Source organism: Gluconobacter cerinus, from assembly GCF_025961355.1.
GTDB lineage: Bacteria > Pseudomonadota > Alphaproteobacteria > Acetobacterales > Acetobacteraceae > Gluconobacter > Gluconobacter cerinus.
Genome location: NZ_JAOQNM010000001.1, coordinates 1,789,801 through 1,816,107, shown reverse-complemented (window position 1 = coordinate 1,816,107; position 26,307 = coordinate 1,789,801). Strand labels below are relative to the sequence as shown.

Genomic DNA, 26,307 nt, shown 5'->3' with positions numbered 1-26,307 from the left:
AGCCGGTTTCTTTGATGAACGTCAATTCGGCCGGTACGAATAATCCCGGAGTTGATCTTGAACAGTCCCACTTCCGCCCTACCCGATACCCGCAAGCTGCGGTGCTGCGATCATAACGGTTCAGTGGATGACGTAGAGCGCAAGACGCGGATCCTGAATGCTGCAAGTTCAATGCTCACGACTCATGGATATCATGCAGCGTCCATGGACAGCATTGCCGCATGCTCCGGAATGTCCAAAAAGACGCTCTACCAGTTTTTCGAGTCTAAAAAATCTCTTTTCGAGACCCTTATCATAGAGCGGCTTTTCGCTCCGCTTCCATATACCCCGGTTGAAACAGACCCTCTTCCCCAACAGCTCCAGATGATGATGACGCTCCTCGCGGAGCAACTCCTAAATGAAGAGCGCCTTGGCCTTCTGAAGTCCATCATCACGGAAACCACGCGAAATCCTGCCGTACGACAAATCGTGACAGACCTGTTTCATCTTTCCGGACGGGCCCTCCCCGTTCAGCAGTGGCTGACCAAACAGGCCGAGGCCGGCCATCTCCATATCGAGAACGTTGAAGAAGCGGCAGATCTGCTTTTCAGCATGACCCTGGGTGGCCCGCTACTGGCGCATCTGACACATTGCAAGCCGCCCAAAGAAGGCGAAAACCTGGTCCAGTTCATCGCATACGGCATACAGACCTTTCTCAAGGCGCATAGCACCTAAGGGCCTTATCCACCGGCAGGCAACTTGGCCAAACTTTCACCAACCAGAAGCTTAAAAACCCCTGCGGACGCCGAACGCTCCATAAGAGAACCATACTGCCTTTTCAGAGCAGATAGGATGGTATCATCATGGGCCCTTGAGGCATCGCCAGCCAGCTCCAGAACCAACGCTTCCAGATCCGGCGACAGAGCTGAAGCCTCTTTACGCCCTGTCCAGGCTGCATCGATGACAGGTTTTAGAGCAGAAACTGCGCCAACCCAGTCCTTCGCCTGCTCCATCAACTGCGCACGCATTTTCAATGCCTGTGTCTCTGTCCGGCCTGTGAGGTAGCGCTCAGCTTTAGGCAAATCGTGTTGCTCACGCGCGACTTCAGCACGAAGCAACGATACCTCTAATGCTTCTGGCTGACCTCCCGGCAGCACAGATACATCGGCGGGGTTTTCCGCCGGTAAATCATGGAGTGCAGCGCTCAGGTCTTTCGCATCAAGATCCAGACGAACCAGCTTCACCATAGTATCCTGATGTTCAGGTCCCTGCTGGTTCTGAAGAAGACTACGCAATACCGTCCGCTGAGCCTCCGGGAGGCCTAGCACAGCATATCGACGCTCCAGAGCCTTCAGAAAATAAGCCTGTAATGTCGGGTCATTCGGCTCAATTGTCATTGCTGCTTTCAACAGTTCGACCTCAGCAAGAGCACTCTTCGCTTGAATGTCTTTCTGTTCTGCGAACCCACGGGCAATAACGAGCAACCTGTCATGACCAGGAAAACCAGCTTTCCCATAAACAGCCTGCCCGTCTTGCACGCCCTGTTGAGCGGCGCGCCATTCTTTCCCTTTGATGAACGCATCAATACTCAGCAGTCGTGCCTCACGCTCCCTTCCAACCATTCTAAAGGCAGGCATAAGACCATCCACACGTTCACCAATTGCTTTCGCGGGTGATGCATCTTTTTCAAGATCGAAGCGAAGAGCAGCTTCGCTGGCAATCGGCCACACCATAGGAGAAGGATCATGAGCGAGCGTCTCAAGCTGCCCTCTTGCATCCAACGCATGTGTCTCAACTGCTGCTAAGGCACGTGCAAGAACGGTTTCCGGTACCGAGGGAAGAGATAAGAGAACGCCCCGATCTTTTGCTGTGCCATACCGCGCAACCCACTCTGCAGCCATCGGCAGCAGACGATGCCGCAAAGGCTGAGAATATCCCGATACAGAAGGTAGTCCCGCCGCAATCAACCTGGCCGTGCGGGTGCGCTGTACATCGACATCAGGGCCTTTTCCCGTAATGGGGAGCTGCGCGCGTACCATTCCTCGCCAAAACTGATCCTCCGGTGTTGCCCCTTCTTCCTCTGACAACAGAGACGGATCCGCGCGGCCATTTAGCACAGCCGAAATTTGTCTCAGCCTTCGTACATCTTTGCGGGTGCTCCCTTCAGGCTGATCTTCCAGTGCTACCTGCAGAACCTGTGAAACCAACGCACCATTAGCTAGCCTTGCCGCTGCCTGTGCCAGCCGGATCCGCGCATCAAAACGCTGGCCCGCTGATGCCATGGCCGCCGCAATTTGAGCGCGACGCACACTCTCCCGCAAACCTTCCGGTGGGCTGCCAGCCAACGCTACCCCGGCATCCGAAGCCCCATAAGCAGCAACTTTTCCTCCAGCAAGCAGCGGAGTATGGGTGGGGCCAACTCTATCAAGAAAGAACTGCTTTCCGTTTTGCCTGAGCTCAATTGCATCGGCATCTGCGGCAATGACCAACCCCATCAGGCTAGGACGAACCTCAAAACCTGCTCCCCGCCGGATCAAAACACCTGAGACAGAACCGGACCGTGAGAGACCGAGTAACAGCCGCCGGCCCGAATCCGGGTCTCGAAACGTGACAACAAATAGAGCCCCGTCTTCCCGAGGCGGCGTGAAGGTCAGAGCACCCTCATCTTGCCCTAACAACATAACATCTGGGGATGGGGTTGATTGACGTCCGAAAGACACCGTCCAGCCATGCCCGACGGGTCTTATTAATGGACTGGATCCTTCAGGACACAGGATGCTGACAGCTGTCACATCCGCCATAATGCGAGCAGATACACCTTCGAATGGAGCAACATTCGTTAGCCCTGCGGTGTCGATGACATGGCGACCGGCAGCAACGATTAGGAGACGCCTGCCATTTTGAAACGCGGCAACGGGCGTCATTTCCCCCAGAGGCAACCACAATCCAGTTGCGGATGGGACGACGCCCTCATTCGCCTGCATGACAGGCCGCGCACTGAAATCCGTACGCCCGACCGACGCCCTAGCTTTTTCCTGGCTGGATAAAAGTGGAGATGGATCGTTCAGGAATGACCACCCTGAGGGAAGAAGCGCACTTGCATCTGGCGGCAAAGCTACTGCGTTTTGTGAGAGCAGCAGCATGGCCAGAGCGAAGAGGCAGCCCCGCGCCAACATCACCCGTTATCCCCGATATGCATACCTGGATGCGCATGAGCATTGGCAAGAAGCTGCGTCGCCAGAATGGCTCTTTGTGGAGACATGGCTTCCATGATCGCTGAAGCCTTCCGCGGGCTCATACGGTTCAAAAGACCCACGCCAACCCGCAGATCAAGAATATTGAAAATAGCGGCCGCATCGACAGGCTTCATCGCCTCATAAATCCTGACCAGTCTTTCCGCATCCTGGTTCAGAAGCTCGTCTGAATGTCGTGCTGTCTCTTCAAACTGCGAACGGGATGTCTGGAGTGCGGTCATCCGACGTTGCAGCTCTTCTTCTGCCGCATCCACCAGTCGCTGCCGATCTTCCAACGCCGCAGCTTTGCGATCCAGTTCCTCCTGCCGTGCAGCCAGCTCTGCTTTCAGTGTAGGGTCAGGAGTTATAGCGTCCACCGTGCCTGTCGGAGACAATGCGCCCTGGCAGCCCCCTGACTTGCAAAGGTCCGAGGAGGAGGCCTTCTGTTGAGCAGGCTTCCCGTCCTCTGCATCGGCTCGTTTGCTCGCAGCCTCGTCAGCAGCAGCTTTAGGGGCAACTTGCGTCGCGGCCGGCTGCGCCATGGCAGACGACATCAACGATGAATCCGTTGAGGCATCGACATACCCAACCAGATCGTAAACCTTCACACCCAGCAGAATAATCATCAAACCACAGGCAATGTGCAGCAAGCGAAAGAGCATGAGCGTTACACCTGCTTCTGACGAAGGGCACGCAGCAGCTCACGCTCTGCCGCAGTCTTACCGGATGGCGTTTTCAATGTGCTGGGTGACCCCCATCGTCCTTCATCTGTCCTGAGACGGGCAGAAAAACGAGGGCCCTCCATATCCGGCGCGTCTGCCTCCCTGAGAGGCTCCGAATTGGCGGGACGACCGATTGAGGCTGTTTTTTCCAAGACCTGAGCAACAGCTTCTGATCGTTCACAAAGCATCGTCAGTTCACGCTTGAGACTCTTTCCGCTCTCCACCGTTTTACCAAGCGACCGTCCAACCATTTCAGTTGTCTGACGCAGATGGTCGATACCAGACTGAGCCTGCTGACTACTGCTTTGCAAACTCGCAATCAGAGCATCCAGCTCTCCCCGGTTTCGACGGATGACCGATAGCGCTCGGCCAAGATAAAGGCTGTAGAAAATCGTAATCAGCAGCAGGGCTGACAGAGCAACTTCAAGTACGATCTGGAACCTGTCCATGGAAACTGCTCCGCCTTTTCAGCTGTACGCAGAAGGGCGATCACCGGCCCCTCCGCCAATAAGATTTTCTTCAATACGAACCGCGACATGACCCTGCTTTTTGCCAACCCGACCCCGGAAAATCGTTTTTCCACCGCAGCGCAGCTGAACGAGAGCCGCAGGATCACGGCGCAGCACCAGCATCTCGCCCGGCGAGAGGGACATGATGTCCTGAAGATTCATGCTCTGCTCTTCCAGGACGGCATCGAGCGTGACGTCCGTATTCCAGAGCTCCTGGGCAAGATGACTTTCCCAGATGCCGTCATGGCCAAACTTTTCACCCATGAACTGCTGCAGCAGAATTTCCCGAACAGGCTCCAGCGTTGCATGCGGCAGAATGAGATCCACATCCCCGCCGCGCCCATCCATGTCGATGCCAAATCGCGCCAACACCACGCCATTTGCCGCCCGGGAAATAGTCGCAAAGCGGGAATTCAGTTCCAGCCGTTCAAAACGAAAATTCACAGCACACAAAGGGCTAAAACTCATGGAGAGATCCGAGAGGATCACACGGATCAGAGGCTCGACCAGCGCGCGCTCGATCGCCGTATGGTGTCGGCCTTCTGCGCGCCTCTCCCCATCGCCGTGAGGACGAACACGATCACGCCCTCCCAGCAATGCATCAATGACACTGTAAACAAGGGACGAACTGAGAACGAGAATCCCGTAATTGTCCCATTCCTCCGCTTTGAAGACGGCGAACATGGATTGCCCAGAAACATTCTCCAGATAATCTCCAAACCTTTGGGAGGCCAGGCGATCCATTGAGACTTCAACGTTATCGCTGGTGAAGTTCCGTAGGCTGGTCGTGAGGATCCGGACGAGGCGGTCAAAAACCACTTCAAGCATAGGGAGCCGCTCGTAAGAGACGAACGACGTGCTCAGCAGTTTTTCCAGACCACTTCCTTCGCCGCCACCGCTCACGTGGGCGTCGCTACCGAAGAGACTATCAATCTCGTCCTGGTTCAGAATCCGGTCCGCACCGTCATCCTCTGAAAAACCAAGATCATCCATTGAAAGGGCAAAACGTGGCATCGGCGCATCGTTTGCATCACCTTCCGACGTCGCCTTCTGTGCGTCTGGCATCACTGCACCAGCACTTCCACGAAGAAGAGATCACGCACGGACAAGGGAGCAAGAATATTGGAAATCTGCGCCAACATGGTTTCCCGCAGACGATAAATTCCCGCTCCGGTTAGCTCGTCCGGGCGCATCCCATGCAGGCAGGTCTGGAAGGCATCCTGTATCTGAGGCATGAGCGGCCCGATTTTTGCCGTATCTTTGCTGTCTTCAACCTGAAGGCGCGCACTGATCCGGACATAACGCGCCCTGCCATCTCCGGTATCGAGGTTGGACACCAGCGTCGGGATGGTAATGAGTGTCAAGGATATCGGCTGGGACGCCGCTTTTACGGGACGGGACGCAGGATGTTGGAAATGCCGCCAGGCGAATACGCCGCCTCCAGCCAGCATGGCACAGAGCACTGCTGCGATCAGGATAATCCTGCGTTTTCCGCCAGCTTTCGCCGGGATCTCAAGTTCCGGAGTCTCCGTCGTCACTGCCTGTCTGCCTTCTCTTTCGGACAAACGGCATCATCTGAGCAAAAGATTAACATTGGGTTTATGACGCCTCGGAAAAGGCCCCTTGCCCTGTATGCTGGAAGCCTTTGCCTGACGGGAATCCTGCTCGCCGGATGCGCCTCCCAACCCTCGCCCTACAATCGATATTATGCAGCAAACGGCGCTTACAAAGCCCCCGGCACAGCCAGTGATCCCTGGGGGCCATACATTCAGCAGGCTGCCAGTCGCTTCTCGATTCCCGAAGCCTGGATCAGAGCGGTCATTCACCAGGAATCGGGGGGACACCAGTATCTGAATGGCCAACCCATCACGTCCAGCGCCGGAGCCATGGGCCTGATGCAGCTCATGCCGCAGACCTATGCTGAAATGCAGGGCCGGTTCGGGCTGGGTTCTGATCCGTATGAGCCGCATGACAACATCATGGCGGGAACCGGATATATCAAAATACTGTCTCGCAAATACGGAGCTCCCGCATTTCTGGTAGCTTACAATGCCGGACCACAACGCCTTGAGGATTACCTCTATCAAGGTCGGGCGCTCCCCAACGAAACTGTCAATTACATCGCAAGTATCACGCCGCATCTTGGCACACAGATCGCCATGACGGGTCCACTGGCAGCCTACGCGTCGTCACAGCAACTGAACGCATCTCCCATGGAAGTCGCAGAGGCGCCTGATACCAGCACACAACTGGCCATGGCGCAGCCTTCAGGGCAGTACGGTTCAACACAACAGAGCGTCCAGAAAGCCTGGTCCAGACGGCACATTACTTCCGTACCATCAGATACGATGCCGCCGGACCTTCCCCCGCTCGGCCCGTGTGACCCAGACGCCGCCTATGACCCGAGCATGGCCTGTACCCCGGTGTCGGCCCCCAACCGTCAACTTGAACCCCCGACCGCCACGGTCGAACAATCGACCGTGGCCAGCACGCTTTTGCCGCCCGCGCCGGTTATTCCCACACCACCTCGAACATCCCATTCCTCTGCAAGCCTGACACCCACCGCCGTCAGCTATCGCGCTCCTGGAACTTACGGAGACTGGGGTATCCAGGTCGGAGCCTTCGCGAATCCCGGGCAAGCCCGGTTTGCGGCGAATATGGCCCGCCAGTCTGCATTCTCTCCGCTTCAGGCCTCGCAAATTCAGGTCCAGCCTACTTTGTCGCACGGGACACGCTTCTATAGAGCCCGTCTTGCTGGCATCAGTCGGGCTGGCGCGGCCAGTGCCTGTAGCAGTCTGACAGCCCAGGGAATGGCCTGCATGGCGGTCCCACCCGGACATTAAATGTCTCAAAAGTCTTAATTTCCGTAAGGAAACTCAATGCTCGTTGGCAATGGGCAGACTTTGCCGTATGTTCCCATGCAGATTGGACATACCAGCCACGCACGAAGTGTAGGTGACCCACGTCCAGACATTGATTCACCACGCCGATCCCGGCCCTCAGGATGCGCAGATGACGACCAGCCCTGCTCACGATCACACTCCACCATCGGAAGATGTCATCAGCGAGGAAGGGTATCACAAGGATCTTGGTCGTCGACACGTTCAGATGATCGCCATCGGTGGCGCCATCGGAACCGGACTGTTCCTTGGTGCTGGCTCCCGCCTTCAGGTTGCCGGTCCTTCCCTTGCGCTGATCTATGCCGTTTGTGGCGTTTTCTCTTTCTTGATTCTCCGTGCCCTCGGAGAACTGGTCATGTACCGCCCGACCAGCGGTAGCTTCGTGACCTATGCCCGCGAATTTCTTGGCGAAAAAGCCGCTTATGCTGCGGGCTGGCTCTCATTCCTTAACTGGGCCATGACGGGTATCGTCGATATCACCGCTGTCGCCCTTTACATGCACTACTGGGCCGTTTTCGTGGACGTCCCCCAATGGGTTTTTGCTCTTGGCGCTCTCAGCATCGTTGGCACGATGAACATGATTGGCGTCCGCTACTTCGGTGAGATGGAGTTCTGGTTTTCGCTCATCAAGGTCGTGGCGCTTGCCGCATTCCTCATCGCGGGAACCCTTATTCTCGGGAGCCGGATGCCAGTGGCCGGGCACACCACCGGCCTTCATCTGATCACAGAGAACGGTGGCCTGTTCCCACATGGAATCATGCCAGTTTTTCTGCTGCTGCAAGGTGTGGTGTTTGCCTACTCGGCCATTGAACTGATCGGCACTGCCGCTGGCGAATGCCATGATGCGCGTGAAATTCTGCCGCGTGCTGTGAACAGCGTCATCTGGCGTATCGGTCTCTTCTATGTTGGCTCGGTTGCCCTGCTCGTCTGCCTGCTGCCATGGACAGCCTATCATGCTGGCGTCAGCCCGTTCGTGACGTTCTTTCAGGCACTTGGAATTCCGGGTGTTGGCACGATCATGAATATCGTTGTCCTGACTGCGGCTCTGTCCAGCCTCAACTCAGGCCTGTACTCCACGGGCCGCGTCCTGCGTGCTCTGTCCCTTGGGGGATCTGGCCCTCAGATGCTCTCCAAGATGAACAAGAGCTCCGTGCCTTACATGGGCATTCTGACAACGCTTTCTGTCTATCTGGTGGGCGTTGGCCTGAACTATCTGATCCCGTCCCGTGTGTTTGAAGTGGTTCTGAACTTCTCGGCCATCGGAATCATCAGCACGTGGGGTTTCATTCTGCTGTGCCAGCTTCGCCTGCGATCAGCTATTAATCGTGGCGAAATCGCTCCGACAACTTTTGCCATGCCTGGTGCCCCCTATACCAACTGGGCAACACTGGGGTTTCTGGCATTCGTTCTTCTGATGATGGCTTTCGACTATCCGGATGGCACAATCACCATTGGCGCCATTCCGCTCATCGGCCTTATCCTCGTAGGTGGATGGCTTCTTCTGGCGCGCACCCGAAAAGCCCACTGAGTTCGACTAAAAAAAAAGCGCTCCTTACCGGGGCGCTTTTTTTTATGGGCTCAGGTTGAAATCAGGAATTCTCGGCGGGCAATGCGCCCACAGGCGGAAGCCACACAAGGCACGTCGTACCGCGCCCCGGCGCACTCGCGACCCTGAGTCTCCCGCCGTGTCGATCAAGAATGTGCCGAACGATAGACAAGCCGAGGCCCGTGCCCTGCTTGGCAGGCTCCACCTTGTCCACCACCCGATAAAATCGTTCTGTCAGCCGCGGGAGATGATGCGCTTCCATGCCGCGACCATTATCTTCCACTCCAAGCAGGACGCCCCCTTCTTCAGGCCAGCGGTCATCCCGTTCAGGGGCCCGTCGGGCGAACAGCGTCACAGCAAACGGCCGCCCTTCTTCACGGCCATATCGCAAGGCATTTTCGATCAGGTTCAAAAGCACCTGAACCATCTCATCCTCATCGGCCCGGATCGTCAGGTCATCCTCAATGGCAAGGTTCAGGGAACATCCCGGCTCATCAAACCGGGGCGCCACTTCGCCAAGCACAATGGCCATCAGATCCGCGACTTCCACCAGATCACGGGGACGCTGATGTTCGTGAGCCTGCACGCGCGACAGGTAAAGCAGCCGATCAATCAGGCGTTTCAGCCGAGCAGACTGCTGGGCCATGATATCGAGAAACTGCTGCCGCGTCCCTTCATTCATGCTGCTTCCACCGGTGCGCAGGGCATCAATGAAGCCACTCAGAGAGGCCAGAGGCGTGCGGAGCTCATGACTGGCATGGGCTACGAAATCGATCCGCATCCTGTCCAGAACCTGTGCTTCACTCCGATCCGACAGCATGACAAGCACGCGTGTATGCCGGTCATGCTGGGCAGGAATTCGTCTGAGTGACAGGTGAAGCGTACGCGGGACAGGAACGTCCAGCGTAAACGTCGTCGAGCACATCGAAGGCAGGTCATCTGCGCTGTCAGAAGCAACCCGCAATGCGGCCGAAAGAGCGGAACGCGCGGCAGGGTGACGGAGAATAGCGCCAACACTATCGCCAAACTGTGTGAGTGCTTCTTCGTTCGCCTGAAGAACTGCCCCCAAACGGTCCAGCAGAAGAACACTGCCAGGGAAAATCTCGATAGGGAGCGCAGTCTCGGACGTTGGCACTGCGGATGGCAGGGCTGAATGTTCCGTCAGTACCGGCAGGGGTAATGCCGGTCGCCGGAAGGCCAGAAATGCACATCCCCACCCGGCAACCGCGGCTCCCACAAGAACAAGACCTGCCCAGAAAGGCAGACCTTCATGAGAGACGGCTGCCAGGCTTTCAGCCCTCACCCGTCAAAGTCCATCCGTGACAGGACCGTCATCCAGAGCATAACCCGCAGCCCTGACAGTGCGCACCAGATCCGGCTCATTCGGGCCATTGATTGCCTTGCGAAGCCGGCGGATATGCACGTCGATCGTGCGAATTTCCACATGGATATTCTGTCCCCAGATCCGCCGCAGAAGATCTTCCCGGGAGAAAACCTTGCGGGGATTCCGGATCAGCAGATCCAGAAGACGATATTCCGTTGGCCCAAGTGACAGCAGACGGCCTGCCCGTTCAATCCGATGGGTTTCAGGATCCAGCGTAATATCCGCGAAAGATAGCACGTCGTAAGAAGACTGGTGTCGCCGCAGCAGAGCACGCAGGCGGGCATCCAGAGTGTCAACGCTACAGGGTTTGATCAGGTAGTCATCCGCGCCTGTATCCAGCCCGCGGATCGCATCCTGCTCGCCTGACCGCGCTGTCAGCAGCAGAACCGGAAGATCGCGCAGGATCGGGTTGCTGCGAATACGCCTGCACAGATCAAGCCCCGACATCCCCGGGAGCATCCAGTCCAGAACAGCAGCGTCTGGACGCGCCGTTTCGAGGAACTGAAGTGCGGTCTCAGCGTCGGCCGCAGATTCGACACGATAACCCCGTTGCTCGAGATTATATCGCATCATCAGGAGCAAAGCAGGATCGTCCTCGACAACGAGGATAAGGCCTTTTGCCCTGATTTGGGTGCTTCCGCTCACCGGTCTGGCTGTTCTGAAGTATCGGCAGTTGCTGGAGCACCGCGCGGACGAACAGCTGGCAGGTTGTCTCCGGTCACTGCGTAGAACACGCGCTCGGCGATATTGGTGGCGTGATCACCAATCCGTTCGAGATTTTTTGCAATAAACAGAAGCTCCGTGCAGGCACGGATGTTTCGCGGATCTTCCATCATGTACGTTACGAGTTCACGGAACAGCGCGGTGTAGTACTCATCGACCGCGCGGTCGGCGTGCCAGACTTCCATGGCCCGGTTGGAATCCTGCTGCGTGATCGCATCGATAGACCGGCGCAGATTGTCCTGCACCAGACGTCCCATGCTCCGCAGACCTGAGAGCGAAATCTGCCCGTCAGCGCCACGAATACGGAGAGACCGACGCGCGATGGACGAGGCATAATCGCCGATACGTTCCAGATCGCCAGTGATTTTCAGTGCTGCAACGATCTCACGCAAATCGCTGGCCATCGGGCTTCGCAGGGCCAGGAGGCGAATGGCGAGACTTTCGACTTCTCGTTCCAGCTCATCTACGTCCGGATCCTGACGGGCTGCGGCATCGGCAGCTTCCTCATTCCGGTCTGCGATGGCCGAAAGCGCCAACGCGACCTGATTTTCTACGATGCCACCCATTTGGGACATCATGGACCGGAGCTGACCCAGCTCCTGCTCGTAGCTTTTGACGATATGAGATCTGTCAGCCATGGCGGATTATCCAAATCTTCCGGTGATGTAGTCCTGGGTCTGCTGCTGCTTTGGATTGGTGAAGATGCGGTCTGCCGCGTCCACTTCAATCAGCCGTCCCATGTAGAAAAAAGCAACCTGATCAGCACACCGTGCTGCCTGCTGCATGTTGTGCGTCACGATCGCAATCGTGAACTCTTCCTTGAGCTCGTCCAGCAGTTCTTCAATACGTGCGGTAGAGATCGGATCCAACGCGGACGTCGGCTCGTCCAACAGCAGAACTTCAGGGCGGGTCGCAATGGAACGTGCGATACAAAGCCTCTGCTGCTGACCGCCCGAGAGACCCGCAGCCGGCGCGTTCAGGCGATCCCGCACTTCGTTCCATAGGGCAACACGTGTCAGCACGTCTTGCACACGCACATCCATGTCAGCCTTGTTCAGGCGCTCATGGAGGCGCACACCGAAAGCGATGTTATCATAGATCGACATCGGGAACGGTGTCGGCTTCTGGAACACCATTCCGATCCGCGCGCGCAGGATGTTCAGGTCCAGCCCGGTTTCAAGAATATTGCGACCGTCGAAAATCACCTCTCCCGTTGCACGCTGTCCCGGATAGAGATCGTACATACGGTTGAAGATCCGCAGAAGCGTGGATTTGCCACAGCCGCTGGGGCCGATCATCGCCGTCACTTTCCGGGCGGGAAAGTCGATGCTGATATCGTGCAGGGCATGGTTCTGCCCGTAGTAGAAGTTCAGATTGCGAACGGCGAGGGCCACTTGCGGCTTGGTCTCGTTCATTTTGAAATCCTGTAAAGTCATCCGCGCCGGGCCGAAAAACGAACGGCAATATTGATGGCCAGAACACCCAGTGTCACCAGAAGAGCACCAGCCCAAGCAAGCTGTACCCAGTCGTCGTAAGATGCACCTGCATACTGGTAGATTGTCACCGGCAGGCTAGCCATGGGGTGGTTCAGGCTGAAAGACCAGTTCTGATTACCGAGTGATGTAAACAGCAGGGGAGCCGTCTCACCACTCACACGGGCCAGAGCCAGAAGAATACCTGTCAAAACGCCGGTTTTAGCCGAACGCAGACAGAGAAAAAGGGTAACGCGCCAGCGCGTTGCACCCAGCGCCGCTCCGGCTTCGCGCATCGAGACCGGCACGAGACGCAGCATATCTTCCGTTGTGCGCACAATGATGGGCACAGCAAGAATGGCGAGGGCCACAGAGCCCGCAAAGGCAGAGAAGTGCCCAAACGGCGCCACCAGAACCTGATAGACGAACAGTCCCACAAGAATGGACGGGACAGACATCAGCACATCAGAAACAAAGCGTACGCACGAGGCAAAACGGTTCTGCTTGGAGCCATACTCGGACAGATAGATGCCGCAACCCAGCCCTAGGGGGGTGGCCATAGCAAGGGCCATCGCCGTCTGAATCACGCTACCAAGAATAGCGTTAGCCAGACCGCCTCCAGAACCTGGTGGGCCCATGGGCTTGAAAAGAGCACCCGCGGACAGGCCAACGATACCGCGCGCCAGAAGCGTCCAGAGAATGGACGTCAGAACCAGCACGAGAATGGCCGCCGCAATCATGCCAAGAATAGTCGCGACACGATCTTTCCGGCGGCGACGCGCGCCACAAGGATTGGGAGCCCAGCCGGGAGAAAGCGTAGTCATATTGCTCATTTGCTATCCCCTCTCAGCATCCGGGCCAGAGACAGACTGGCAAACGACAGCAACATGAGAATGAAACCCAGTGCCAGCAGAGAAGACAAACGAAGCGACCCGGCCGGGCTTTCCGGAAACTGCAGTGCAATGAGAGAGGCCACTGTGCTTCGCGGGGCGAACAAAGACCAGCCGACGGCTGTCACGTTTCCGATCACGAATGTCACGGCCATGGTTTCACCCAGAGCGCGTCCCATACCCAGAACAATAGCGCCGATCATGCCCGACCGGGACCAGGGCACGACGACCTTCCACATCACGTCCCAGCGCGTTGCTCCCAACCCGTAGGCGCTTTCACGAAGCATACCGGGCATGGCGCTAAAAACATCCCGCATGACCGCCGTCATGAAAGGCGCGATCATCATGGCCAGAACAAGACCCGCCGTCATCAGGCCGGTTCCGAAAGGCGCACCATGGATCAGCATATTGATGCCGGGAACATGCCGGAAATGGTGCATCATAAAGGGCTGCACATGCCGCGCCATGAAAGGCACGATCGTAAAGAAGCCCCACATACCAAAGATGATGGACGGCACTGCAGCTAGAAGCTGAACAGCCGTTCCGACAATCGCCGAAATTTTTGGAGGAGCGATGGCCGTCAGCCAGAAGGCCGTTCCGAATGCCAGTGGCGTCGCAATCAGCACACCAATCAAAGTGCTGATGATTGTACCAAACAGAGGAGCCCAGGCACCATATTCGTTGGAAACTGGATTCCAGACATCCCGAAACGCGAACCCAAGACCGAATGTCTTGAAAGCGTCCTGCCCACCAACACCCATCAACACAACAAGGCCACCGAGGACAATCAGGACCAGCAGAGAGCATCCACCGACCACCGCCTGAAATGCGGTATCTGCGTTACTCCGCTTTTCCGTATGTTCGGAAACGGAAACCTTTTCGGGTTGCCTGGCTGGGGCAAGTGTCATGCGTCAAAGGCTCTGGCTGTGATAACTGGTGCACACTGACGGCAGATGCCGCCACTTCCGTGCATTAGCCGTCCCAACCCAGAAGGACAACCGGCGTGGACCAGGCAGGGCATGAAAGATTTATGTCACTCGCGACACATTTTTTTCGCCCGATGCGAAATCAGATCACCAAGACCCATTTCGGCAATTGATTTAACATGCCAGAAAGTAGGCCTTAATTTTGTCTTTCGGTAAAATACGAAGACATAGAACGGAGCAGGAATCCAGTGGCGTTGAAGCAATCACTCCCAACTACGTTCGGCCCTTTTACTGGACATCTTGATCAGTTCGAGAACGGCAAAGCTCGCGGCTGGGCAGTAGATAGTCGTGGACAAGGGTTGGTCCTGCTTCACGTCTTGATTGACCAACAAGAAGTCATGCAGATCGTATGCGATCAAGAGCGACAAGATGTTCAGGCTGCCCTTCAGCTCCCAACGTCAAAAGTCGGGTTCGAATTTTCCGTCCCTGAAAAATTTATCGACGGCAAACGTCACGAATTTTCCATTCGGTTTCCGGATCGCTCAGCTCTCCCATTAACTGACTCCGCGACCCCTGAAGCGCCCCCGGCCGCCACCATTCATTTTTCTGAAAAATTTCTACCCCAGTATCAAAGCTTTGTTGATGGCGTGAAGCAGGGCGCGCTTCGGGGCTGGATTCTCTGTGCTGATAAGCCGGGCGCCGAGCAGCACGGTCGATGCATGATCTCCGTCATTGTTGACGGTGTTCCAATGGCGCAAACCAGAGCAGACCGATATCGAGGAGATGTCGCAGCCGTTCTAGGATGCGACCCGAACTGCGGTTTCGAAATTCCCATTCCTCAACGGCTTCGGGGGAGCGCGCCGCACAAATTCCAAGTTGTCACCCTTCCGGACCGGACCGAGCTAAACGGAAGTCCTTTTATCACGTCCCTTGCTGACGATGCTTTGGAAACACGCCTCGTTGACCTTCTGGGAACCATAGACGGGCTCCACCGGAAGCTTTCTGAATTGCGTCAGGAAGTCAGGGATCTTGTTCCGAGACGCGGCTATAACCTTGGCGATTACAATCGCTGGGCACATAAATACTACCCTCTTTTGAGAGAGCGCGTCGCCAAACAGCGTCAACTCCAGGGCAGCACCCGCACTGAACCTCTGGTTTCCATTCTTTGTCCGACCTATCGGCCCTTAAAAAGCGACTTTGAAGCAGCCCTCAATTCAGTCCTGTCTCAGACCTATTCGAATTGGGAACTCCTCATCGTTGATGATGCCGGGAAATGCGCACAGACGACTGCCGTCATTGAGCAGTTCTGCAAAGCAGACCAGCGCATCCGCGCTGTGCCGCTCGCGAAAAATGCAGGCATTTCGGGTGCAACAAATGCCGGAATGGATGCGGCCCTAGGCGATTATGTGGTCTTTTTTGACCATGATGACCTCATGGTCGATGTCGCCGTTGAAGTGATGGTTCATGCGGCTTTGGAGACAGGGGCCAAGCTCCTTTATTCGGACGAAGACAAGATCGATCAGGCCGGATATTTCCTGGAACCTAACCTCAAACCCGATTTCAATTATCGTTATCTTCTGGGCTGCAACTACATCTGTCATTTGACGATGGTTGAAGCAGAAACCATGCGTAAGATCGGCCACCTGAAGTCAGACTACGATGGCGCGCAGGACCATGATTTCGTTCTGCGGGCAACGGAAATCCTGTCCCCTTCAGAAATTCATCACGTTCCCGAAGTTCTCTATCACTGGCGTAAAACACCCAATTCCACAGCCGTTAATGTCGCCAACAAGACCTATGCCATCGAAGCAGGCGTCCGGTGTGTGCATGACCATCTCAAACGCCGAAAGATCAAAGCCAAAGTCTCTTCAATCCGTGGGCTTACACTCTATGGCGTTGAGTGGCTGACAAAAAAAGCCCCAAAAGTCACCATTATCATTCCGTTCAAAGATCAGGTTGAAACCACGCGTCAGTGTGTTGATGCCCTCCTCAATAAAACCGCATACAAAAATTTTGATATCATTCTGGTCAACAACTGGTCAGTCGAGGATGAAACGATTGATTTCATCAGCGAGATACAGAAGCACCCGCGTGTGTCAGTCCTGACAGTTGAGGAACCCTTTAACTATTCACGCCTCAACAACCTTGCTGTTGAACAGACCAGCGCCGACTATCTGATGTTCATGAACAACGATGTTTTCGTTGAACATTCCAACTGGCTTCATATTGCCATCGGAGAAGCCCTCGCCGCGCCAGATATCGGAGCAGTCGGCGCGAAGCTCCTCTATCCGAACGATACGATCCAGCATGCGGGCGTGATCGTCGGGCCAGCGGGCATAGGCGCTCATGTTCACCGTGGTGATCCAGTGACGGAATATGGTTACATTGGACGCACCATGCTTTCACATGAAGTCACCGCCGTCACGGCAGCAGCGATGCTGGTCCGGTCAGACGTCTTTCATGAAATTGGTGGTTTCGACGAAAAAGAACTGACAGTCGCTTATAATGACGTCGATCTTTGCCTGAAAATTCGTGATGCGGGTTATCGAATCATCTTCTCTGCAGAAGTGGTGGCCTATCATCATGAAAGCCTGTCCCGGGGTAGCGATGATCGCCCGGAACATGAAGCCCGCTTCTTTCATGAAACCCAGACCATGCTGGCTCGTTGGAGTGACAATCCACTTTTCGAACGGGATCCGTCATATCCTCGCTACTTTACAGTAGATCAGCAGCCATTTTTCGATCTTGTGGATCCGGAAACACTGTGAAACCAAATTGAGGTTTCGGCGTTTATCCGGATAACGAACCCTCTTGCAGGAGACCTATCATGGCCACCAAGTCCAATCGCCATGTCACGCAGAACGATACAGCGGACAACACGAAAAGCGTTTCAATCGAAACGCTTAACGCCCGTCTGGCCGATCTGATTGATCTTGCCCTGATCACCAAGCAGGCACACTGGAACCTCAAGGGACCACAGTTCATCGGTGTCCACGAAATGCTGGATGGCTTCCGTACCAGCATTGACGATTTTGTGGACACAACAGCAGAGCGTGCAACGCAGCTCGGTGGCACGGCATATGGGACTGTGCAGGATGTCTCCAAGAATTCATCTTGCAAGCCATACCCGACCGACATCTACCGGGTTGCAGACCATATTGCCGCTCTGATTGATCGCTACGCCACTGTTGCAAACAACGTGCGTGAAGCCATCAAGATCACGGACGAAGCAGGCGACGATGACACGTCCGACCTTTTCACCGAGGTTTCCCGTGGTCTGGACAAGCACCTGTGGTTCCTGGAAGCCCACGTGCAGGAACCGACCGGCCAGATGCGTGATGGTGACCACGAAGGCAAGCGCGCCTAATACGCGCCTGCATTACTGAGCCTGAAAACGGAGCGGTCTTGGGCCGCTCCGTTTTTTATTGTGGCACTTGCCCCTCAACAATATCGCGATTACCAATAAAGGCACAAAAGGCGCCGCCTGAGGTGAGCCTTGATCACGACTTTCCTGAAGCGGGACAATAGGCATGACTTCCGAAGATCAAACGACACACCAAGACAGCGCGGCTTGGGATCTGTCCGAATGGGAAGCCTTGAGAGAAGAAGATACGCCACCTTCCAATGCCGCCGAAGAACCTGTAGCGTCACCGGCGCCCGCTTCAGCAGAACTACCGGACCCTCAGGCTGCGGCATATCTCGCACAGCATGGCGCAGACACTGTTGAACATGCTTTTGCGCTTGCCAATATTTTGCACACCAACCGCAGCGTAGCCGAAGCCGCAACATATTACGGCCGTGCGTTTGAACTGCACTCCAAGTCTCCCACGCAGTATCCTTTGGCACAATCCCTTTTGCAGGTCCGACTTCTCTGCCTGCTCAAGGCAGGCCAGCCTGTTCCGCAACATGAACTCGCTGAGCTGCGCAGCCTGAATATCCCGTTTGCAAACTATATCGATGGGACATCCCACGCCTGGCGTGGAACGCCACCACGTGATGCCCTGAACATTATGGGTAATGCTTACGACGAATTCCATACGGGCGAAGAAGTTGATTCTGTCGCATTGGAAGTCGCGCTTAGAGCCTCCCCATCTGTATTTTCAGCAACTCCGCAGGGCGACGATATCTATAATCGTATTCCACGGAAGATGTTTCTCTATTGGGATAAAAATCCGCCAGCAGAAATCCAGAAGAATTTTGACTATCACAAAGCGATCTCCAGCTTTGAAGTCAAAACCTTCGATAAGGAAGAAGCTGCTGAGTGGCTTTACGACAATTACGGGATTGAAGCCCGCACACTGTTCCTGAGTGCCCGCCACCCAGCTGAGGCTGCTGATTTTCTACGGGTGCACGTCATCCAGCTCCTTGGTGGCTGGTGGCTAGATGCTGATATTCGCGTGAAGAGCGATGCAGCGCTACAGTTCATGGCAGAGCGCAAGGAAGGTTCAGCCTTCTTCCTCACGCACAACCAAGTCGTTCATAATGACTTTTTCGGATCTGTTGCTAACAGCGACGTCCTGACGGACTGCCTGCTGTCCCTATATCGGAACTGCTATCTGCACCAAGGGCTTTTCATTGCCTACAAAACCGGTCCAGGCATCTTTAACCGTGCACTGAACCGGATTGCCCATCGGTCCCTCAAGGGCCGGACACCGGCAAAATCCATTGAAATCTTCGACCACCACGTCTTCAACGACATGATTGAAGAATTCGATACACCTTACAAAACCCAGCTGCCTTCCTGGTACACAGCCTGAGGGCCTACTGGCCCCGAAAGATATTCTTCCGGGGCCAGGTTTCCTTCACAGGCAGCGCTGGAGATGCTCTCTGGCAAAGCGAAAAGCATCCAGGGACGGTGCTTCATCTTCAAGAGACACGTCATCGACATCATCGCTCAGAACAGACGCGCCTGAAGATTGCTGAGCCATTCCCTCAAGCGCCAGCATCACAAACTTCCGAAAATCTTCTTTTCCCAACGGGGTGGGCACTTTGCCTCGCTCGCGCTGCACAACCCAGCCACCCGTTAATGTCTGCAAGCTGCCCCAGCCGTTTTCCACATCGCCCAGAGCACGCTCTTTCAAGGTTTCGACGGTCGCCTTGGCCAGATCTTGAATATCGTCGCTGGTCATGCGCTGAGGAGCCAGCGTTGCATCTTTCTTGATGACCCAGCCCTCAACCAAGACCGCAAGGCCAGGAAGCATTTCGCCAGACATAAAATTTTCTCCCTGATGCCCCCGAATCTATCATTCCGGAGGATTGCCGCCATTTTATTGGGTTTGGAAAATAGCATGCCTGAGGATCACAGGAAATGTGAGTTGCACGTCTTAGATATAATCAAATTGAAGATCCTATTGCGCCTGGCTTCAGAGTAGTCCTATCTGCAAGGAGACAAAGCTACGGATTAGCTCACACATTCGCGCAAGTGGTATTGATGACTCAGAATATTGACCATGAATCCGATAATGCTCCGTCCATCACAGCGGCAACCCTCGCAGGTGACGGACAAGCCCTCGCATATTTCGAGAAACATGGCGCAGATACGGTAGAGCATTCATTTGCCATCGCAAATATTCTCCATATCCACAGCAACGTTAAAGAAGCTTCATTTTTCTACAGACGCGCCCTGGATCTGCACAGCAAGAGCCAAACAGAATATCCTTTACCACAATCACTTCTACAAGTTCGGCTCCTATGCCTTCTCAAAGCCAGTGAAACGCTTCCTGAAGAAGAAATACTTGAATTAGAAAAATATTCGTTCCCGCAGGCAAATTATATCCGCGGAATTCGGGCGGCCTGGCGTGAAAATAATTTCGATGAAAGCCTGAAACTGATCGGAAACTGCTTCGAGGAGTTTCACTCAGGCGAAGAAATCGATCGACTCTATCTTGAAATCGCTCTCCGCTGGATCCGCTCTTTCGGTGAAGACGGCTTTCCAAAGTCGCAGCCTCAAATACCCCATCACCTCTACATGTACTGGGACGCTAACCCGCCGGTAGAGATCAGCGAGAATATTGAATACCATCAGAACATGCTCGGAGATCGCTTTACGATCTTCACACGGGAAACAGCGACCAAGTGGTTGTACGACCACTACGGAAAGGAAGCATCCGACCTTTTCCAGCAGGTCCGTCACCCGGCAGAAGGCGCTGATCTCTTGCGCTTGCACGTCATTTTGGCAAAAGGCGGCTGGTGGATTGATGCCGACCTACGCATCAAGTCTGATGAAGAATGGAATGCCCTCGCCACCATTCCAACGACTTGTCAGCTGTTCACCACCGACAACTACGTCCTCCACAATGATTTTTTTGGAGCGACTGCCTCGCATCCGGTCATTGCCAATGCCCTGATGACGGCTTGGGCCAACATGTTCCGTCATCCCGGCCTCTACATTGCCTTCAAGACCGGCCCAGGCGTTCTGAACCGTGCCGTGAGCCGGGCGCTCTTCCAGAGCCTGGAACTCAAGGCACAGCTTCCCGTGCTTCGGATAGATGACCAAGCCCGTTTCAATGACTTCGTTGAAGAGTATGAGGTGCATTATAAAGGTAACGCATCCTGGCACAGTCAGTAAGAAACTGACTGTATCGTCAGCGGTGGTGCCCGCTGACGATTTCCTGCACCAGAGCGTCATAGCGCTTCAGGTAACCCTGTAGACACAACTCAGCTTCAGCATAGCGGCGCGCATCCTGCCCCAGACGACGCGCCTGCTTGCGGTCTTCGAGCAGTTCCAGAACCACATCCGCAATACGATCCGACTCAAGGAACGGTACTAGCCGCCCTGTCAGGCCATCTGTGATAAACTCGCTGACAGGTGCTGTATCACTTCCAACAATCGGACAGCCCGTTGCCATGGCCTCTCTCAGGGACCAGGACGCAACGAATGGATATGTCAGATATAGATGCGCATCTGAGCGCTTCAACAGGGCTCGGAAGTCGTCATAGGCAACCTTGCCCACAAAGTGGATTCTGCTGAGGTCCAGTTGGCCCTCAAGTTCCTTGAGCAGGATTTCACGCCAGCTTCCCCGCCCTGGCGGAGGAGCGCCATAGCTTACCTGATCACCGCCCACCATGATGATATGAGCATCTTTACGTTCAGCAAGAATACGAGGCAGGGCACGCATTACAGAGTGAAAACCGCGATAGGGCTCCAGATTACGCGCGACATACGTAATAAGAGCATCCCGTGGACCAATCTTGACGCCATTAATGACGAGATTGCGCTTCCGAGCTTGTGGCTCTGGCTTGCAAAGATCGAGGTTTACACCCTCGCGCAGAAGCGAAATTTTTTCCTGTGCCCAAGCCGGATAAGTTGATCGCTGAAACTGCGTTGGCGTCTGACCGTAGCCATTGGTCTGGGAAAGAGCTTGTAGATTGATCGAATTCTTGATTCGTACCGCAGCCGCAAGGTCCGGGCTGGACGGAAACTCAGGGTCAAACCCAACATCGTTCCGGTCGGCGTGATAGAAAAACTCGAAATATCCGAGTATCGGACACCCCGGAAAAACATCTCCAAGGTTCAGGAGCTCTCCCCAGCCGTGGTGCCCGATGATGATGTCAGGCTCGTACCCTAACTGCTTGAGGGTTTTAGCAGCGGTCGCAACGGCTTCTGCTCGGAGTATCCCGTATTCAAATTCTCTGAGATGGGGATGCGTGGATGAGGATGGCAAACGAGGCACCCGATAGATGACACGCCTGACTCCAGGCACCTCCCCCGCGTTCGCCTCGGAAATGAAAACAATTTCATGGCCACCCTGCTCATGCAGGTGACGCACGAAATGTAAGAACTGGCCGGGAAAATTCTGATGAACAAAAAGGAAGCGCACACCAAATCCCGGCTGCTGGAGAAGATCTAGCCCCTAAGAGGTCTAAATAACAAAAGACCTCAGGTGCCGTATGAAGCGACCCTTGTCATGTGCAAGAGCCCGTAGAGGCTGTTCTCACTCCGGGGAGTGAACAGCCTCTACTCAATTCAGTCTGCAGAGCTTGCCTTGCGTTTGGCAGGCGCCTTGGTTGTTTTTGTAGCCTTGCTCGCAGCGGCCTTTGAGGGTGCCTTTACCGAAGCCTCTTCGGCGGCATCATTCGGAATAATTTCAAGCAAGAACGCCTCAAGCGGAGCAAGGCTGTCTGCTTCAAGTGCATCCGTTCCGTCTACAGGGCCCAGACGTGTGCCATCCGTGAACGTGGAAGACAGGCGCACATGATGCGTCTGCGCTGACTCGCCCTTCAACCGCACACGCAGTCCGAGAATTGGCAGTGCCATTCCACGGGAACCACAGTACTGACCGCCTTCGGACCAAGGGGAGAGCCATCCCTTACCGAGAACAGCCTGATACTCGATGTCGGACGTCGGAATACTGGTTTTCGGAGCGATGGCAAAACCTTCGATCCACGCCTGACTGCCCGGCGTGCCCATCCATTCCCCGATCGGAGCAGCGACGTCGCCTTGACGCTGAACATGGGCAGAAATCTCTGCCACGCCTGCTGCTGCCGGTGCAGGAGCCACTGCAGATTCGGCCGCAACAACAGCAGCAGGAGCTGTCGACGTAGGACCGGCGAGCTGAGCGACCTGAATCTTGGGAGCTTCGGCCTGGCTATTCGGCTCCTGATACGTCGTCACCAGAACAGCAGCAGGGCCACGCGTCACGCGGACCAGAGCAGCACCATTGGATGCACCGATCCAGCCATCTTCCTCAAAGGTGCTGACTGTTACGATGCCAGCGGGCGTCCCGGGTGCGCGGGAGATACGGACGCCAGGCAGACCGGCAGGACCCGGTGCAGGTTGCCCGGCGGCATGGAAGATGCAGAAGATACCTGCATCCAGCACCATCATGTGAGCACCAGCCTTGAGGTCAATGACCCGATTCTGCGTCGGTGCTTCAGCCGTCTTTGACATTCCCTACTCCACTTGTTCCCGTCTATCGGGAGGAAAAAAATCTTCAGGTCCGCGCTACACCAGACACTCCATAACTGGAGGACCAGTCTATGAGCTGTCTTCAGGAAGGATGATCTGCTCTGTTCCTGTTTTATATTTTACTCTTTCCAGTCGAAGCGTAAACCCGTTCATCTCAACTTCCCTCGCGCCAGCAACGCAAAATAAAAGCCAGCATTAACTCAACAGGCATACCCAAGGGCATGACGCCCCCGCGACCACTACGTTTCACACGCTCTGACTGCGCACCGATATCGAAGCACACCACAGACAAGCCGCTTTTCCATAATAACCCCAGTGCATAGCACCAGGTTTCAGGCGCAATAGAAGGAATAAGGCCTATATCGGCATATTGCTTCTGAACAAGGCTGACAGCCTCATCCTCCCGGTACTCTCCTGTAACTTTGACGCCAGCTGCAATTAAAGCTTCATCATCTGGCGTATGTCCTACAAGTATCAACTCGATCTGGACGGGCATTCTTGCAACATGATGGGCCATTGCCAGAACAACGTCATAGCCCTTCCATTGACTCAACCCACCGACAATACAGATTCGCAATGGGCGGCCCGGCACAATCATTGTCTTCGCAGGCAGATTGGCCAGCCGAGCGACATCGTCTTCCAGGGGTGTGACACGGAAATCCATACCAGGAAAATGGCGTGACAGGCGCTGTGCCGTATCTCGTGACGGCACCAGTAATTGCCCTGCGCCACGAAACTCCCGGTCAGATCGCTCAATCAACTCGGGGACGGTGATATTTTCCCCAAGATAGCTTCCCCAGCGTGAGACACAGGCTTCACATCCAGCGACATCCGGTTCCCCGCAATATCGACCTTCCCCATTGAGAAGCGAAATACGGGGACAGAACCAGATATGATCATGAATGAAGATATCATACGGAACGTTCAGCGCGTGATGCAGCGTTCGAATGCAGGGCGCATGACCGACAAGATGGTGCCACTCCACTTTCTGCACACCAAGCCGAGACAGGACATCCACAAGAAATGGAAGCTCTTCCGGCAGCTTGAATTTCAGATTGGGAAAAGTCTCCGTCTCGTCCGACAAACACTCTAGCAGGCAGCCCTGCTCCGTCGGCCGCAACCCGAGAGGCAAGAGGCCCTGCCGCTCAAAGTCGACTGCTCTGTGATGAACGGCACGCCCTACGCCACCGCCAGCATCATGTTGAATAAGTAAAATTGACGGCCGGTTACCTCGGCGTTGCGCCAGACGATCCACATCCAGCGTTCTGCGGAGCTCCAAAAGCGGGTCAGACTTCAGAAAAGCAGCAACTACGGCATCATATCCGGGATGCAGGGCATTCAAAATATCAAGATTTCGCGCCATCAGCGCCTTGCGGCTGCTTCCGAAAGACACTGACCCCACATGGGCGACATACACATCAGGTGCAGGAAAATGACGAAAACCCAGAGCCGACGCTCGCAGGCAAAAGTCGTTTTCCTCCCCGTATCCTTGGCCAAACAGATCTTCGCGAAATAAGCCTGTTTCAGCCAGACAGTCCGCCGTAATAGCCATGCAAAAGCCATTGCCTGTCGGAAGGTCTATCTGGGCGGCATCCGTGGAAAACTGACGCGCGCACAAACGATCTAGCTCTCTGGCCTCAGCTTTGTCAGGAACGTCGTTCGTCTGGTCAACTGCCGGATAGGACAGGATACTGGCATCGTTCGAAAAGGGTGTCAGTGTGCCAACATCCGTCGTGGTCAGACGAGCGCGCAAACGCTCGACCCATCCGGGAAACACAATGGTATCGCTGTTTAGGAGAATAATATCCCGGCCGGCCCCTGCCCGCATTCCATCATTCGCGGAGGTGGGGAAACCAAGATTTCTGGCGTGGCGGATAAGAGTAATCTGCCCTTTTAAAGCAAGATCATCCAACGCCGCAGCCAAGGCAGGCTCTGGTGTGGCATCGTCCACCACAATGACATCAACATCCGCAGGGACGGTTTTCAATACACTTTGCAAACAGGAGAGCGTCCCCGCTTTGTCACGATAGACCGGAATGACAATCGCGCATCCGGGGCTTACCCGATCATAAGCCGGACGATGGTTCCACGGCACAACCGGAGTGGGGGACAAGCGCGCTGGAAGATTATTATCTCCTTCCAGAAGCTGTCCAATCATCGGATCAACTGGTGCACCGAACAACGGCCTCCCATGTTCATCCTCGACCATCAGAAGGCCGTTATCCCCAGCTGGCAGCGCATTCCTTGGAATGGCAAAGACACGAGGCCTTGAAAGGGGAACGTCACTATCCACGTTCGTCGCCGGGGCCGGAACCTGCAAAACGTCTCCGTCCCAAAGTCGAAGGGACGGCACATGATCAGGCTCGGCCGGATACCATATCCAACCGTCCAGACCGTTGGCTGTTGCCTGCACAAGAGACTCACAGCGCGTTAATGCCTGAATGTCGATCGGACTGCCTAGAACATGCTTTCGACCTGACCGAACCTCCAGACGGCGGCCCTTCTGCCACCCGTAAGGTAGAGTGTGACGCCCACTGACCCCGCGCCCAACGGCCACGCCATCTAGCAGAACACGGCAAATTCCAGATGCGTGAACGTCGACCCAACCGCCATTTGAAGCCGTGCACCAGCCCGCCAGTCCACTCTGTATCGAAAGCTGCGTCGCAAGCTCCCGAAGCTCTGGCAGGATGTGAAAACGTGACAGGGTTTGCCCCATACGGGACGCCGCTTCTTCTGTCCGGTTTTGTCTGACCAGACACACGACTGACAGGAAGGCAGCCTCACGCAGTCCAAAGACGTGATACAACTGCTCCATACGAATGAGACATTCAGCGACCCGGCCTACCTGCAAATAAGCCAGCGCCAGAGCCCATGTCACATTTGGGCTCTGACGGGTCATGCGCTCGGCCCGTTCGAGCCAGAAGAGGCCATCCTGCAAACGCCCGGTCTGCATTGCCTCCTGACCACGTCTGAAAGCCGTCTGCGCCCGGGCGTTCATGACGTCCCGCCACTCTGCCCTTTCCTGATCTGTAACTTCGTGACCGTACCCACCAAAAGCCGCGCGGGAGGTCGTACCGGTCAGATCCGGGCGCTCTTTGTCAGAAGACACGTAAAA

The 26,307-nt window shown here is 55.3% G+C and carries 22 protein-coding genes; 7 read left to right on the top strand and 15 right to left on the bottom strand.

Annotated features, from left to right (window positions below):
* Positions 1-57: 57 nt before the first annotated feature.
* Entirely contained in the window at positions 58-714 is a 657-nt protein-coding gene (locus M2305_RS08360; RefSeq protein WP_232309175.1) for a TetR/AcrR family transcriptional regulator, read from the top strand.
* Positions 715-719: 5 nt separating this feature from the next.
* Here the strand turns inward: M2305_RS08360 and M2305_RS08355 are convergent, their stop codons facing one another.
* From M2305_RS08355 to M2305_RS08335, 5 genes are read right to left on the bottom strand one after another with little or no spacing between them, the layout of a single operon-like run.
* Positions 720-3,155 (bottom strand): hypothetical protein, encoded by a 2,436-nt coding sequence (locus tag M2305_RS08355; protein ID WP_264649100.1) that lies wholly within the window; start codon positions 3,153-3,155, stop codon positions 720-722.
* Positions 3,155-3,874 carry a MotE family protein gene (locus M2305_RS08350; protein WP_264649099.1) on the bottom strand — a complete coding sequence of 240 codons (720 nt, stop codon included), beginning with the start codon at positions 3,872-3,874 and terminating at the stop codon, positions 3,155-3,157. The genes M2305_RS08355 and M2305_RS08350 overlap by 1 nt, the downstream gene beginning before the upstream one ends.
* A gap of 5 nt (positions 3,875-3,879) precedes the next feature.
* Positions 3,880-4,383, bottom strand: coding sequence for a DUF6468 domain-containing protein (locus M2305_RS08345; RefSeq protein ID WP_264649098.1), 504 nt, complete (start codon positions 4,381-4,383; stop codon positions 3,880-3,882).
* 18 nt (positions 4,384-4,401) lie between these two features.
* Positions 4,402-5,508: a flagellar motor switch protein FliM gene (gene fliM, locus M2305_RS08340; protein ID WP_244974386.1), complete on the bottom strand. Its 1,107-nt coding sequence runs from the start codon at positions 5,506-5,508 to the stop codon at positions 4,402-4,404.
* Positions 5,508-5,981, bottom strand: a complete 474-nt coding sequence (locus M2305_RS08335; protein WP_046900729.1) for a flagellar basal body-associated FliL family protein — start codon at positions 5,979-5,981, stop codon at positions 5,508-5,510. Before M2305_RS08335 ends, fliM begins: the two co-directional genes overlap by 1 nt.
* 63 nt (positions 5,982-6,044) lie before the next feature.
* Here M2305_RS08335 and M2305_RS08330 point away from each other — a divergent pair, with 63 nt between their 5' ends.
* Together M2305_RS08330 and M2305_RS08325 are read left to right on the top strand one after the other, a co-directional pair.
* On the top strand, positions 6,045-7,286 hold the full coding sequence (locus M2305_RS08330) for a transglycosylase SLT domain-containing protein (RefSeq protein WP_264649097.1): 1,242 nt from the start codon (positions 6,045-6,047) through the stop codon (positions 7,284-7,286).
* A gap of 169 nt (positions 7,287-7,455) precedes the next feature.
* The gene (locus M2305_RS08325) at positions 7,456-8,871 is read left to right on the top strand and encodes an amino acid permease (protein ID WP_264649096.1); all 1,416 of its coding nucleotides are present in this window, start codon (positions 7,456-7,458) and stop codon (positions 8,869-8,871) included.
* Between the two features lie 61 nt (positions 8,872-8,932).
* Here the strand turns inward: M2305_RS08325 and M2305_RS08320 are convergent, their stop codons facing one another.
* Genes M2305_RS08320 through pstC form a run of 6 tightly spaced genes read right to left on the bottom strand, consistent with a single transcriptional unit; the run spans position 8,933 to position 14,266 of the window.
* Entirely contained in the window at positions 8,933-10,192 is a 1,260-nt protein-coding gene (locus M2305_RS08320; protein ID WP_215766709.1) for a sensor histidine kinase, read from the bottom strand.
* A 3-nt stretch (positions 10,193-10,195) separates the two neighbouring features.
* Entirely contained in the window at positions 10,196-10,918 is a 723-nt protein-coding gene (locus M2305_RS08315; protein ID WP_046900725.1) for a response regulator, read from the bottom strand.
* The gene (gene phoU, locus M2305_RS08310; RefSeq protein WP_086633432.1) at positions 10,915-11,634 is read right to left on the bottom strand and encodes a phosphate signaling complex protein PhoU; all 720 of its coding nucleotides are present in this window, start codon (positions 11,632-11,634) and stop codon (positions 10,915-10,917) included. The genes M2305_RS08315 and phoU overlap by 4 nt, the downstream gene beginning before the upstream one ends.
* A 6-nt stretch (positions 11,635-11,640) precedes the next feature.
* Complete coding sequence (gene pstB, locus M2305_RS08305) at positions 11,641-12,411, bottom strand: phosphate ABC transporter ATP-binding protein PstB (protein ID WP_283092261.1); 771 nt, start codon at positions 12,409-12,411, stop codon at positions 11,641-11,643.
* A gap of 17 nt (positions 12,412-12,428) precedes the next feature.
* The gene (pstA, locus tag M2305_RS08300; protein WP_211511124.1) at positions 12,429-13,301 is read right to left on the bottom strand and encodes a phosphate ABC transporter permease PstA; all 873 of its coding nucleotides are present in this window, start codon (positions 13,299-13,301) and stop codon (positions 12,429-12,431) included.
* Complete coding sequence (gene pstC / locus M2305_RS08295) at positions 13,298-14,266, bottom strand: phosphate ABC transporter permease subunit PstC (protein ID WP_046900721.1); 969 nt, start codon at positions 14,264-14,266, stop codon at positions 13,298-13,300. Before pstC ends, pstA begins: the two co-directional genes overlap by 4 nt.
* A 266-nt stretch (positions 14,267-14,532) precedes the next feature.
* Here pstC and M2305_RS08290 point away from each other — a divergent pair, with 266 nt between their 5' ends.
* The 3 genes from M2305_RS08290 to M2305_RS08280 all read left to right on the top strand — a co-directional run bounded on the left by M2305_RS08290 (position 14,533) and on the right by M2305_RS08280 (position 19,041).
* Positions 14,533-17,052, top strand: coding sequence for a glycosyltransferase family 2 protein (locus M2305_RS08290; protein WP_408871468.1), 2,520 nt, complete (start codon positions 14,533-14,535; stop codon positions 17,050-17,052).
* A gap of 59 nt (positions 17,053-17,111) precedes the next feature.
* Positions 17,112-17,651 (top strand): DNA starvation/stationary phase protection protein Dps, encoded by a 540-nt coding sequence (gene dps / locus M2305_RS08285; RefSeq protein WP_046900719.1) that lies wholly within the window; start codon positions 17,112-17,114, stop codon positions 17,649-17,651.
* A gap of 163 nt (positions 17,652-17,814) precedes the next feature.
* Positions 17,815-19,041, top strand: a complete 1,227-nt coding sequence (locus tag M2305_RS08280) for a glycosyltransferase family 32 protein (RefSeq protein ID WP_264649094.1) — start codon at positions 17,815-17,817, stop codon at positions 19,039-19,041.
* Between the two features lie 45 nt (positions 19,042-19,086).
* Here M2305_RS08280 and M2305_RS08275 read toward each other — a convergent pair whose 3' ends face one another.
* Positions 19,087-19,497: a hypothetical protein gene (locus M2305_RS08275; RefSeq protein WP_211506645.1), complete on the bottom strand. Its 411-nt coding sequence runs from the start codon at positions 19,495-19,497 to the stop codon at positions 19,087-19,089.
* A 218-nt stretch (positions 19,498-19,715) separates the two neighbouring features.
* Here M2305_RS08275 and M2305_RS08270 point away from each other — a divergent pair, with 218 nt between their 5' ends.
* A complete protein-coding gene (locus tag M2305_RS08270; protein WP_264649093.1) occupies positions 19,716-20,852 on the top strand; it encodes a glycosyltransferase family 32 protein in 1,137 nt (378 codons plus the stop codon).
* 16 nt (positions 20,853-20,868) lie between these two features.
* Here M2305_RS08270 and M2305_RS08265 read toward each other — a convergent pair whose 3' ends face one another.
* The 3 genes from M2305_RS08265 to M2305_RS08255 all read right to left on the bottom strand — a co-directional run bounded on the left by M2305_RS08265 (position 20,869) and on the right by M2305_RS08255 (position 26,301).
* The gene (locus M2305_RS08265) at positions 20,869-22,104 is read right to left on the bottom strand and encodes a glycosyltransferase family 4 protein (RefSeq protein WP_264649092.1); all 1,236 of its coding nucleotides are present in this window, start codon (positions 22,102-22,104) and stop codon (positions 20,869-20,871) included.
* Between the two features lie 146 nt (positions 22,105-22,250).
* Positions 22,251-23,174, bottom strand: coding sequence for a hypothetical protein (locus M2305_RS08260; RefSeq protein WP_264649091.1), 924 nt, complete (start codon positions 23,172-23,174; stop codon positions 22,251-22,253).
* Between the two features lie 172 nt (positions 23,175-23,346).
* Positions 23,347-26,301 carry a glycosyltransferase gene (locus M2305_RS08255; protein WP_338085668.1) on the bottom strand — a complete coding sequence of 985 codons (2,955 nt, stop codon included), beginning with the start codon at positions 26,299-26,301 and terminating at the stop codon, positions 23,347-23,349.
* Positions 26,302-26,307 lie beyond the last annotated feature (6 nt).